Source organism: Nostoc sp. CMAA1605 (assembly GCF_021596505.1).
Taxonomy (GTDB): Bacteria; Cyanobacteriota; Cyanobacteriia; order Cyanobacteriales; family Nostocaceae; genus Trichormus.
The window spans coordinates 1-11,601 of record NZ_PJIZ01000141.1; the positions used below are offsets into that span (position 1 = coordinate 1).

Genomic DNA, 11,601 nt, shown 5'->3' on the forward strand with positions numbered 1-11,601 from the left:
CCGCGCTTATTTGGTTCGATCGTGATGTGGTTTCGGTAGTCCATAGTTGAAAATAAGGAATCGAGGAATCGTTATGATGCTTGATTTTAATGGCGGGTAGGAAGCTGAAAGACTTTTAGAAATTTCTTTAAGAAGTTTTTTTGAGAAAGTTTTCTTTGAGCCACTCCCCCGTTTTAAAAACGGGGGATTCAGGCATCAGACAGAGATTGCAGTCTGGGACTGTCTAACATCTCCTACGCCTAGAGTCGAACTCCCGACTCGTTGAATATTCAAGCTGGCGTTTTCATCCCTGTCATTTTCAGATTGACATGAAGGACAACGCCAACGTCTAATTGACAAATCTAGGGTTTCTAAAATATGTCCACAGCTAGAACAAGTTTTGCTACTGGGATACCACGGGTCAATGAAAACAACCAGTTTATTCTTCTTTTTGGCAACCCATTCTAAAATTTTTAGAAATTCACCAAAAGCCAAGTCTGATATTTTTCTGCCCCAAAGTCGTTGCATTCCCTTGAGGTTTAAAGTTTCAAAACAGAGAACATCAAACTCATCTGTTAACTCATGAGCTAGTTCCCAAAACCAATCACGACGACGATTAGAAATATCTTCATACTTGCGTACTAAATTCTTGCGGGCTTCGTCACGATTGGTTGACCCTTTTAATTTTTTAGAATGCTGCCTACTAGCTTTGGTTATAGCGTTTAGAGATTGTTTGAAAAACTGAGGAGAATCAATTTTTGTACCGTCTGAGCAAGTGAGAAACGCCTTCAACCCAAAATCAAAACCAGCGATTTTACCCGTCTTAATCTCGACTTCTGACTTACTACCGTCGTCAACGCCTCGGCTCCGCTCGGCGTTGACCACAACAACCATAAACAATTCGCCTAATGGTGTGCGTTTTATAGTTAGAGTCTTGACTGTTCCCTCTATTTCTCTAGACTTCCAAAATTGATAAATCTTGTTCCCAATTTTGACTCTGTTGCCACCCAAAAACTTATAACCTGCTTGCTTTAGGGTGAATGATTTATATTTCTTGACCTTCTTAAATCCTGGTGGTCTAACCCCCTTCTTATTGTGTTTAAAAAACAATTGGTAGGCTTTCTCAATGCGTTGACAAATATCCTGTACTGCCTGAGAGCCTACGGTCTGCCAAAATGGGTTACGCTTCCGCAGTTTAGCAATATGAGCTTGAAGTTTTGCACAGCGAATGTGTTTGCCCCACATCCGGTAGTAGCGTTTGTGTAGGGCAATACAATGATTGTAGATTACCCCACTCGCGTTAATCATGCGCTTGAGGAATCTATTTCTTTTGTGCTGATACAATTTAAACTTCAGGGTTTTCATGTTAGTATTGTATCATAAATAATGTCATTATGACGGCATAAAAAAAATAACTGTGAGATGCTCGGACGAAGAATACGAAATTCTTGTAAAGTATTGCCACAAGAAGGAGCGTAGCTTAAATGACATCCTTAGAGAACTAATTAGAACCTTGACGGACAAATAAATTTGTCCTATTCGCGGCAGTTGAGCGTAGTCGAAACTTATATCCCCCACTTAAAAGACGTATGAGGAGCAAAACTTATTGGTTTTGCTCCTCATACTTGGGGGCTTTACGCATCACGCACCGTAAAGTCCTTCACCAAAAATACGTGTGACTGTCCGCCCTCGCCAATCTGTTGAACATTTTCCCACCTATTTCCAAAACGCTGTGCTGGCATAGACATTATCCGAAATAAATAACAAACATCTAGTAAATCAAATCGCGTAGCGTTGCCGTAAGGCTAAGTAGTTTACAAAAAGCTTTAAAACAAGTGGTTCGTCAAGCTAGTATTCACAAAAAGGTGGATTGTCATACGTTTCGCCACAGTTTTGCTACCCATTTACTGCAAAATGGTTATGATATCCGCATGGTACAGAAATTATTGGGACACAAGGATGTAAAAACCACGATGATTTATACTCATGTACTCAATAGGGGTGGTAAAGCTGTGCGTAGTCCGCTTGATTAGAACTACTAGCATATATTTTGCATGAATTTTGAACACCTAAAATGGTACAAAGTTAACACCCTACCTCCTACCCCTTGCTCCCTGTACCCAATCCCATGAAGCAATTCCCCGACTGGCAACTAATTTTATTATTCCTTGTGCCTTTCAACTTTTTACTTTTTCCTGATTCACCAGCAAGGGGGGAAAAATCTGTTTGTGCTGAAAAAGATTTGTCTACATTAACTAATCAGCTATTGCGAGATTTACCTAGCTATGCTAATCGGGCTGGTCAACGTGGTCGTCGTCTGCAAAGAAGTAGTGATATTTTTAGCTATATGTTAGTAGCTGGTAGACCAGAATTTCAGCCTTTGCCATTACAACCTGTAGAACAACAAAAAGGCACTAACCAAAATATTGAGCAAGTATTTTTCACAACTTTATCTAGGCAATATATAGACAATAAAGTTGTGGAATTACAAGAATTTCACTGGTTGTTATTAACAAAAACCCCAGATAGTCGGCAGTTTTTGATGATGTTTACTCAAACAGGTGCTTATCCCCAAAAGCAACCACCATCACCACCACGAGATAGCAGTAATGGTTCAGTAGCCCAAGGTATTAAAGCTTGGTTGCGAGATTGTCAAGCTGGAAGTCTGCGAAGTATTTAATTTTAACTATTCTCATCTTGTTGATCTGCGCCAGAATTTTCTACACCACATTCCGCTAGTAAATTATTCACAGTATCGGGAAAATCTCCATTTATCACTTTTCTAGTAAAAAATTGATAGCAATCGTTTTTATCCCCTTCTTTGCGAGGAAAGCCTAACCAAAGAATAATTACAATTCTTGGTTCTTTAAATGCTCTAAAAAATAATCTATATCTTTCAGGTAATCCCATCTTTTTGAGACGACCATATTTCTGTAAAGGTTTTTGTAGAACAAAATTTGATGCAAATGGGTCTTGAGTTATTTTTTCTTTAATACCAATATTAAGTGCTTTCAATAACTTTACATCTGCATGAAAAATAAACTCTTCTTGAGTTAATTCATTTTTTAGGATACGAACTCTGTCACGTAGTTTCACCCATTTTTGGTTAAACAGTGGGTGAAAAAAGATTTGCCATTCATTAATAGAGAAAGTAGGCATTAATCTATCTCTACATCAGCTAGTAAATCATCTATTTCATCACTCATTTCTTGAGTATAAGGAACGATATTAGCTGGGTTTTGTATGGCATCTTTCATGAGAAAGTCTAGGAAGAGGCTCATCATTAGACTTTCGTTATCATCCTCTTCTGGTAAATTATCTGTTTCTAATCGAACTAGGAAGGTGTTTTCAGATAAGATTTCAATGTAACCGGAGGCGTTTGCTAGATGAGGGTATTCTTTAGAGAAGGCACGAGGTAAACGAAACCCATCTTGGTTGCCGACTTTGGCATAAGTTATGGGATATTTTTTTGGAGACATAAAGGGATAAACATTATAACTTTTGTTATAACTCACCGTTCGCGTAATAGAATTTGACTAAGAGGAATTATCTACAAGATTGCTATAAATATCAGGAGGAAGACCAAGCAAACTAATAATTTCCTGTTGTAGAGGGTTTAAAGGAGGAACAGAACCAAAACGCTGACCACGGGCTTCAATAATCGTCAAAGTGATATTAGAAAAAGCACGTAACAACCGTTCAGCAGTAGGTTGAGCAGTCCGTTTTTTAGGATGTTCAGGATACAGTCCAGCAAGAGAGTTGACCTCAATTGCAGTCAGTTGTCGTCTGACAACAAACTCGATGATTGTCAGCAAACGTAGGGCGAGACTCAGTAAATTAATCAGCCCGGTAATTTGGTCGTCACGTTGCACAAACATGGGAGCAATGGAAAGTGACGCACCCTTAGAGGTTGTTTGAAAAGTCGGGTAGTTTGTAAAAAAACTCTCTCAGTGTAAGCTGCGAATAGTGAAAAACACAGCACCGAGAGAGTGACATGAGTAAAGCATACCCCAGTAACCTGAGCCGTGTTCAATATGAACTTATTACTGATTTAATTCCAGAAGCAAAAAGAGGTGGCCGTCCTCGCGAAGTTGATATGTGGGAAATTTTGAATGCCATCTTTTATATCCTGGTAGAAGGAGTACGATGGCGAGCCTTACCTGGTGATTTTCCCCCCTGGCAGACAGTTTATACATATTTCCGCAACTGGCGTAAAGACGGAACTTGGTTGAACATCCATGATAGTTTACGAGAGTGGACGAGAATTGATATTGAACGTCATCCGAGTCCATCCGAGGCAATTATCGACAGTCAAAGTGTGAAAACTGCTGCAATGGTGCAGAAAGCCGTAGGCTACGATGCAGGTAAGAAAATCAAGGGGCGCAAGCGATTTATCACAGTTGATACCTTGGGGTTAGTGTTACGGGTCTTGGTTACTGCGGCCAATGTCGGTGAACGTGAAGGAGGCAAACAAGTTCTCAAACAGGTTAAAAAATCTCACAACCAAGTCTGTCGATTGACCACTATTTGGGTGGACGGTGGTTTTGATGGCGAGCCATTCATGCAGTGGGTAATGGACTTTTGCCGTTGGATTGTGCAGGTAGTTCTGCGACCACAACAAACTAAGGGCTTTACCGTACTCAAAAAACGTTGGGTAGTAGAACGAACTTTTGGATGGTTGATGGGATGTCGGCGATTAGTTAGAGACTATGAGCTATTACCCGAAACATCGGAGACTTTTATTTATCTTGCCATGATTCGCGTCATGGCGAAGCGACTGGCATAAATTTTCACCCTTCAAAACTTTTCAAACACCCTCTTAAGGCGATGAAAACCACGTTCAGCAATCCATTCGTCTCGATAAGTCAGTACAGCTTGTTGAACAGATAAAATATGGGGTGGAGCATTGCTAACAAAAGCTCTCCAGCCGAAAGTTTTTTGAGCTTGGGTAATAGCACTTTCATTGCGGATAACAGTCTGAATTTGATACCTAATTTTCTGAGTAATTTGCTTGGGGCGAGATGTGGGACGACCTCGACCAATGTAGGTTTCTTCAACAGTTTCTTGGCACTCATAGTCGAAACTCAGTAACCCTTCGACTCGATGTTGACGAAGAATTTCTGTTGCTTTTTGCAACAAAACCTGTACGTCCCTAATTTGTCGTTTACCACGACCTTTTTGTGGAGTTAACGCCATCAATTTCTGTTGTGCATGATGAAGTCGTGTCTCTAATCCTTGAATCTGTTGTTTTGCAAGTGTCTGTGAATGAATCACAAACACCCTTTCTTGCCAGCACCGTAATGGATCATCAACCGCTTCGACATGACGACACATCTCATAACCAGTAGCTATGGTTGTTTCGAGAACATCCTTTCCTGGGCTGGTTTCGGTGTTGTAATGAAAACTGGTTCGCTTGATCTCAACAAGTGGAAATTTACCCGCTACAGCTTTATCTATCCAGCCAGCCAGAAGTTCTGGAGTTTTACCCACACTGGATAATGGGCATAGGTAGTAATCTCCCTGAATATGTATATTGCAGCGTGTTGATAGTGAACTCATTTTACAGTCGCCAACAAACAACAACCCTTTTTTGTTCAACGTGGCAGTAATTTGTTGGTAGGCAGGAATGTACAACCCATCATCTGCTTGTTCTCCAGACACCACTTGGGTGACAAGGGGCATCCCTAATGGGTCAATCATCCCCATCATCAATTTTACCTGTGGTAGATTTGGGTCATCCTTGCTGTGTCCAAATTGGAATAAACCTGACTCGCTGATTAAATGATGTCCACTGATTGTTGTTGCGTCTAAACGCACTTTCTCCACCGCTAAGTCATAGGCTCGGATGGTGTTTTGCGTCAGAAACCGTTCTATTTGTCCCCAGGTTTCGGGCTTGCTTAATCGCTTCAGCAGTATTCCTAAACGGTCATCGGTAAAGTCTGTTTCTCTAATGTTGATTCCGCATACTTGCTCTATGGTGTAGTGTCGTTGTTCTACCCATTCTCTTACGCGTACTTTTCGGTGATCTCCCTGTGAGATGATATACGATAACCAAATGCAAGCCACCCATCCCCAATCCAGCCCTTCCTGTTTCCAGTGACGTGGCAAATGTTGGTTGAGGATTTCTGGTAGTCCCATTTTTTTCATCACCTCTAGCAGCAGAACAACATCGTCGATTCGTTCTGAGATGATTTTTTGGGGTAAATGTGCCATTTCTCACACTTACCATTAAACAGTTACACCCTACACAACTTTCTTTCTGGCACAAGGGATGCCAAAAACGATCGCCTGCTTAGATACTCTCCCTTATTTCATCTATTTCACCAAACTCATCCTCGATTGCGCGAACGGTAAGTTATAACATTAACATACCAAAATAAAAAAGACAGGCTTATTGCCTGTCTAAAAATTATTGATTTAGCAGAGAATTTAGAAATTAAGTTCAGCAGCTTGGACTTTTTCAACTTGCTTCTTCTTGAGAACTAGCATTACTTGAGCCAGCATGACTAGCACAACGAAAGCAATCAACCAGCCAACTCTGTTGGCATCTTGCAATACGATTTCTACGTCTTTTTGACCGAAGCCACCAACGTTAGGATTACTGGTTAAAGCTTCGCCTGCTGTGACGGCTTGTCCTTCAGAAACAATCAGTTCTGGGCCTGCGGGAATGGTATCGCTGACAACTTCACCGGACTCGGTTTTGATGTCTACTACATATTTAACGCTACCGTTTTCATCTTCTTCTTTAGCAATCTTGCTAATTGTGCCTGTAGCCGCAGCAGTGTAGGCGTTGTTGTTGCTCTTTTCGCCTGTAGGATAGACTTGTCCGCGTCCTCTGTTACCACCTACATGAACTGAATATTTACCGAAGTGAATATTTTTGTCGTTTGCAGGGTTAGGAGAAAGAACTGGGAAGACGATTTCCTGATATTGTTCGCCGGGTAATGGCCCAACGATGACGACGTTTTCTTGATCTTCTTTGTAGGGTTGGAAGTAAACGTCACCAACTTCTTCTTTCAATTCTTCAGGAATGCGGTCTGCGGGGGCAATTTTGAAGCCTTCAGGAAGCATCAACACTGCACCAACGTTTAAGCCGACTTTAGAACCATCAGCACCAACTTGTTGCACGCTGGTGTCGTAAGGAATTTTAACGACGGCTTTAAATACCTGATCAGGTAATACTGACTGGGGAACTTCGACTTCTGTTGGCTTGGCTGCTAGGTGACAGTTAGCGCAAACAATTCTCCCTGTCGCTTCGCGGGGGGTTTCTGGGGCGGTCTGCTGCGCCCAGAAGGGATATGCAGCCGCAGATTGAGGAAAGGTGATGTCGCTGGTAAAGAAAATTGTCACGGCAGCGATCGCGACGAGCAACGCTTTTACGATTGCTCTAGCAGAGCGAGTTAACCTCGCTATTGTACAAGCATTTCTCATCTCATTTAAGGACAACGATTGAATTAGTCATTGGTCATTAGTCATTAGTCATTAGTCACTAGTCAATAATCTGAAACTATCAACTGTTGAACTAATAACTCAGCACTCAGCACTCATTACTCAGCACTCAGCACTCATTACTCAGCACTGAATTACGCCCACCAAGGTTCTTCGTTGGTGCGGAAGTCGGTTTCAGTCCAAGAAGTGAGAACGATTTTATCGTCTTCTACTTTGGCGTGGCTTAAAGCTAAAGAACGGGGTGCTGGGCCGCGAACTACTTTACCTGTAGCGTCGTATTGAGAACCGTGACAAGGACATTTGAATTTGTTCTCTGCCGCGTTCCAAGGTACAACACAACCCAAGTGGGTACAAACGGCGTTGATACCGTAATCGGTAATCGCTTCTTTGCTTTCTACCACAATGTAAGTTGGGTCTCCCTTGAGTCCTTGAACTAGGGTGCGATCGCCTACATTATGGCTTGCCAGAAATTTGCTGACGCTAACATCGTTGCCCAGCTCGTCTTTTGCTGTTGTACCGCCACCTGCGCCACCGCTAGCTGGTGGAATAAAGTAATTGACAACGGGATACAATGCACCCAGCGCAACACCTGTGACAGTTCCAAAAGTTAGCAGGTTCATGAATTGACGTCGCCCCATATCGGGAACGTCCATAGATTCAGAAAATTGAGCCATAATCTACGCGCTCTTTCGTGTATTTTGTTAAGCGTTTTGACAAGAGTAACTTGAGGGTCTCTCGTCTAGAGTCGAAATGCTAACGCCGACCGTGATGCTTGACTTCTTTGTTGCAAGATATGTTTAGCATCTATTTTGTTAGCATTACATTTCTTTATATCCTTATCATACTTGAGTTACGGAACTTAACATCATAACTAAATGTAAAATCTAGATGAGACAAACTATGACAGGACGGGAGTTACACCAATTATTGCTGGATAAATGGGGACATTCATACGATGTCCAGTTCCGCCGTACCCAGGGGAAAATTTTCCTGCAAGTGATGTGGAAATACTTGGAACAAGCTTCTTTTCCCATGACGGAGACGGAATATCAAGAACATTTAGAGAGTGTGGCGAATTATCTTCAGGCTTTGGGTGGGGCGGGGCAGGTGCGGACTTTTATCACTCAAACACGCGATCGCCCCCGTCTTGGCAAAGCTGTTAGTATACCTTTAGACTTGGGTGAACGTGCTTCGGAATGGATAGTTTGAATTATTAGGTTAGGATGTCACCTTGTTTTTGAGTCGTTATTTCGGGGAAATTCTCCTCCGTACTGGGGAACATTTGGTGTTAGTGGCGATCGCCATGTTGGTAGCAATTGGTATTGGGATTCCCTGTGGTGTCGCCATTACTCGCCAACCACAATTAGCCAAGCCAATGCTTGGTGTGGCTAACGCTATTCAAACTATTCCCAGTTTAGCTATTTTCGGTTTTCTGATTTCTGTGCCGTTCCTGGGGGGAATTGGGAAAATTCCGGCGATTATTGCCCTCACCCTTTATGCTTTACTTCCCATCATTCGCAATACCTACACTGGCATTACTAACCTTGATCCGGCGGTAAGAGATGCAGGGAAGGGGATGGGAATGACACAATGGCAGTTGCTATTGCTGGTAGAACTCCCTTTAGCTGCCGGCGTAATTTTAGCGGGGGTCAGGGTTGCTACGGTGATTTGTGTAGGAATTGCTACTATTGCGGCGGCGATCGGGGGTGGAGGATTAGGTTTATTTATTTTTCAGGGAATTTCTACAGTTAATAATCAGTTGATTTTAGCAGGTGCAATTCCAGCAGCTTTGATTGCTGTAGGAGCAGACTTTCTCTTGGGATTGCTAGAAAAACAATTAACCAAACAAAGAGAAAACCGGGAACAATTTTATCGCCGTATCCCTGTAGTTTTGGCAATCTTGATCTCACTGATTATCGGATTAATTATTTCTGGATATCAATTAACACCGCCAACAATTGTAATTGGCTCTAAAAATTTTACTGAGCAAATCATTTTAGGAGAATTACTAGCCCAACAAATAGAAGCTCAAACTAAGTTAAAAGTTGACAGACGTTTTAATTTGGGTGGAACTTTTATCTGTCATGAAGCAGTGAAAAATGGCAGTATTGACGGATATTTTGAATACACAGGAACAGCATTAACTGCAATTTTAAAATCCGAACCTATTAGTAATCGTGGAGTTGTGTATGAGAAAGTCAAGAAAATATACAATCAACAATTTAATTTAGAAGTCATGCAGCCTTTAGGGTTTAATAATACCTTTGCCATGATTATTCGAGGTGAAGATGCGAGGCGTTTCAATATCAAAAATATTTCTGATGCTGCTAAATATTCTGCCCAATGGCAAGCCGGATTTGGCAATGAATTTCTGGAAAGAAAGGATGGTTATCCAGGGTTAGCTAAAACCTACGGATTAAAGTTTGCTGGGATTAAGCAAATGGAATTGGGATTGATATATAAAGCTATAGCAGAAAAGAAGGTAGATTTTATCGCCGGAGGCACTACAGACGGGTTGATTCCGGTACTGAAGTTAGCAGTTTTAGAGGATGATAAAGGTTACTTTCCTCCCTATGAAGCTGTTCCTATATTTAATCAAAAAACACTGAAAAAATATCCAGAGTTACGAACAGCTATCAGTAAATTGGCTGGTTTAATTTCTGAGGAAGAAATGCAAAAAATGAATTATCAAGTGGATAATCAATCTCTATCTGCGGAAGCTGTTGTTAAAGAGTGGCTCAAATCTCAAAAACTATAGATAAATCTGGTTATGAAGTACCTAGCATAAAACCAATTCGCAATGGGCTAAACGCCCCGCTTCCGCTAACGCAATTCGCAATTACGTTTTGTCACGAGGTTAAAACCCTGTGACAAAACTTTCCGCCTTTAAAGGCGTTAGCGTAGCGGGACAAAGTCCGGTTTTAAACCTGATTGTTTCGATAATAGGTACTTTATGGCCTTAATTATTAATATCTTGTACAATTCTAAAACCAGCGTGCTGATAAAAATTGGGACGAAACCAATTGCGATAATATTTTAAGGCTTCCGTACCGTTAGTTATCCAACATCCGCCTAACATCATGTAATGTTGAGTATCGAAGAAAATCGCCGAATTATCTGCATATAAATAGTGAGGCTGATATCCTGTAAGGGGGTTTAAGTGATCACTCAACCATTCCCACACATTCCCCCGTAAATCGTACAAGCCAGAGTGACTTTTGGCTGTTTCTAGCATTCCCACGGGAGTTGGCGAACCAAATTTTAAATTTAAATTATAATTATCTACGTCTCCTATCAAACCATTACCATAAGTTGCCAAATGGTATTCTGCTTCACTCATTAAACGGGTATTTTCACCCCGCCAACGACAATAAGCCATTGCTTCATAATGATGACTTCGACAGGCCAATCTAGAGGTAAATCTATTTCATCAAACATAGCACGATATTTATAGTTACCATTTGCAGGTAGCCAAAATTTAGGGTGTTTGATGTTATTTTCAGTTACCCAACTCCAAGATTCTGCATCCCAATAATCTGGTTGTTCGTAACCACCAGCTTTGACAAAGTACCAAAACTCAGCATTAGTAATGAGATATTTACTGGCTAAAAAAGGTGCGACTTCTACAGTGCGATCGCCATAATCAATATCCATCCATAGGTATGATCATCAAAGGCTTTACCAATCTTGACGACACCGCCAGATACTTCTAGCATTTCATTTTGGGGTGTGTAACCATTACAAGGTGCGTATTCCCAATTTTCGGGACGTTTAACCCTAGAAATTGGTAGTTGGCGAATCAACATTGAAGAAGTTTCAATATGAATACGCTGGTGTTCTAGCCCCATGATTAAAGCCCATAAGGGATGATCAGAACGAATTGGTAAATCAATTGCAGTTGTTTGAATAAATTGTGCAATCACCTCATAGGCTTTTTGGCGATATTCCCAAACCTCTGCAACTTGTGGCCATTTTAAATGCGCGATCGCTTGATTTAATTCCTCTGGTTTTTCGGGATCAACCCCAATCTCAAATAATATTTCATACTCTGGATTGAGGCGTGTTTCTAATAAACCCACACGGATTAATTTATTGAGATAAAAACAGCCGAATGTCCTAGATAAAAAATCAGAGGATTTCTCAAAGGGTCAGGATTGAGATAGAATGTATCTT

General features: G+C 41.2%; 11 protein-coding genes and 3 pseudogenes. 6 read left to right on the plus strand and 8 right to left on the minus strand.

Annotation, left to right across the window (positions count from 1 at the left end; genetic code table 11):
- Window positions 1-195: 195 nt before the first annotated feature.
- Window positions 196-1,344, minus strand: coding sequence for an RNA-guided endonuclease InsQ/TnpB family protein (locus CV014_RS28115; protein WP_236145027.1), 1,149 nt, complete (start codon window positions 1,342-1,344; stop codon window positions 196-198).
- Between the two features lie 52 nt (window positions 1,345-1,396).
- Here CV014_RS28115 and CV014_RS28120 point away from each other — a divergent pair, with 52 nt between their 5' ends.
- The 3 genes from CV014_RS28120 to CV014_RS28130 all read left to right on the plus strand — a co-directional run bounded on the left by CV014_RS28120 (window position 1,397) and on the right by CV014_RS28130 (window position 2,659).
- Window positions 1,397-1,507 carry a CopG family transcriptional regulator gene (locus tag CV014_RS28120; RefSeq protein ID WP_236145028.1) on the plus strand — a complete coding sequence of 37 codons (111 nt, stop codon included), beginning with the start codon at window positions 1,397-1,399 and terminating at the stop codon, window positions 1,505-1,507.
- Between the two features lie 250 nt (window positions 1,508-1,757).
- Complete coding sequence (locus tag CV014_RS28125) at window positions 1,758-2,012, plus strand: tyrosine-type recombinase/integrase (RefSeq protein ID WP_442946953.1); 255 nt, start codon at window positions 1,758-1,760, stop codon at window positions 2,010-2,012.
- A gap of 95 nt (window positions 2,013-2,107) precedes the next feature.
- Window positions 2,108-2,659, plus strand: coding sequence for a hypothetical protein (locus CV014_RS28130; protein WP_442946952.1), 552 nt, complete (start codon window positions 2,108-2,110; stop codon window positions 2,657-2,659).
- Window positions 2,660-2,661: 2 nt separating this feature from the next.
- On the opposite strand, the gene CV014_RS28135 is transcribed toward CV014_RS28130, so the two are convergent.
- The 3 genes and pseudogenes from CV014_RS28135 to CV014_RS28145 all read right to left on the minus strand — a co-directional run.
- Window positions 2,662-3,138: a type II toxin-antitoxin system YhaV family toxin gene (locus CV014_RS28135; RefSeq protein ID WP_236145029.1), complete on the minus strand. Its 477-nt coding sequence runs from the start codon at window positions 3,136-3,138 to the stop codon at window positions 2,662-2,664.
- Entirely contained in the window at window positions 3,138-3,458 is a 321-nt protein-coding gene (locus CV014_RS28140) for a hypothetical protein (protein WP_236145030.1), read from the minus strand. The genes CV014_RS28135 and CV014_RS28140 overlap by 1 nt, the downstream gene beginning before the upstream one ends.
- 57 nt (window positions 3,459-3,515) lie before the next feature.
- A pseudogene (locus tag CV014_RS28145) lies at window positions 3,516-3,884 on the minus strand (IS1634 family transposase); the annotation flags it as partial.
- Window positions 3,885-3,973: 89 nt separating this feature from the next.
- Here CV014_RS28145 and CV014_RS28150 point away from each other — a divergent pair.
- Entirely contained in the window at window positions 3,974-4,765 is a 792-nt protein-coding gene (locus CV014_RS28150) for an IS5 family transposase (RefSeq protein WP_236141255.1), read from the plus strand.
- A gap of 32 nt (window positions 4,766-4,797) precedes the next feature.
- On the opposite strand, the pseudogene CV014_RS28155 reads toward CV014_RS28150, so the two are convergent.
- The 3 genes and pseudogenes from CV014_RS28155 to petC form a co-directional block, all read right to left on the minus strand.
- A pseudogene (locus CV014_RS28155) lies at window positions 4,798-6,192 on the minus strand (IS1634 family transposase); the annotation flags it as partial.
- A gap of 216 nt (window positions 6,193-6,408) precedes the next feature.
- Window positions 6,409-7,410 (minus strand): cytochrome f, encoded by a 1,002-nt coding sequence (petA, locus tag CV014_RS28160; RefSeq protein WP_236145033.1) that lies wholly within the window; start codon window positions 7,408-7,410, stop codon window positions 6,409-6,411.
- 152 nt (window positions 7,411-7,562) lie between these two features.
- The gene (petC, locus tag CV014_RS28165; protein WP_236145034.1) at window positions 7,563-8,102 is read right to left on the minus strand and encodes a cytochrome b6-f complex iron-sulfur subunit; all 540 of its coding nucleotides are present in this window, start codon (window positions 8,100-8,102) and stop codon (window positions 7,563-7,565) included.
- 226 nt (window positions 8,103-8,328) lie between these two features.
- Between petC and CV014_RS28170 the strand changes: the two genes are divergently transcribed.
- Complete coding sequence (locus CV014_RS28170; RefSeq protein ID WP_236145035.1) at window positions 8,329-8,637, plus strand: DUF3067 family protein; 309 nt, start codon at window positions 8,329-8,331, stop codon at window positions 8,635-8,637.
- 22 nt (window positions 8,638-8,659) lie between these two features.
- Complete coding sequence (locus CV014_RS28175) at window positions 8,660-10,186, plus strand: glycine betaine ABC transporter substrate-binding protein (protein WP_236145036.1); 1,527 nt, start codon at window positions 8,660-8,662, stop codon at window positions 10,184-10,186.
- Window positions 10,187-10,387: 201 nt separating this feature from the next.
- Here the strand turns inward: CV014_RS28175 and ovoA are convergent.
- A pseudogene (gene ovoA / locus CV014_RS28180) lies at window positions 10,388-11,601 on the minus strand (5-histidylcysteine sulfoxide synthase); the annotation flags it as partial.

Coding starts and splice junctions, on each gene's coding strand:
- CV014_RS28115 (WP_236145027.1), bottom strand. CDS start 1,344: ATGAAAACCCTGAAGTTTAAATTGTATCAGCACAAAAGAAATAGATTC.
- CV014_RS28130 (WP_442946952.1), top strand. CDS start 2,108: ATGAAGCAATTCCCCGACTGGCAACTAATTTTATTATTCCTTGTGCCT.
- CV014_RS28135 (WP_236145029.1), bottom strand. CDS start 3,138: ATGCCTACTTTCTCTATTAATGAATGGCAAATCTTTTTTCACCCACTG.
- CV014_RS28140 (WP_236145030.1), bottom strand. CDS start 3,458: ATGTCTCCAAAAAAATATCCCATAACTTATGCCAAAGTCGGCAACCAA.
- CV014_RS28150 (WP_236141255.1), top strand. CDS start 3,974: ATGAGTAAAGCATACCCCAGTAACCTGAGCCGTGTTCAATATGAACTT.
- petA (WP_236145033.1), bottom strand. CDS start 7,410: ATGAGAAATGCTTGTACAATAGCGAGGTTAACTCGCTCTGCTAGAGCA.
- petC (WP_236145034.1), bottom strand. CDS start 8,102: ATGGCTCAATTTTCTGAATCTATGGACGTTCCCGATATGGGGCGACGT.
- CV014_RS28170 (WP_236145035.1), top strand. CDS start 8,329: ATGACAGGACGGGAGTTACACCAATTATTGCTGGATAAATGGGGACAT.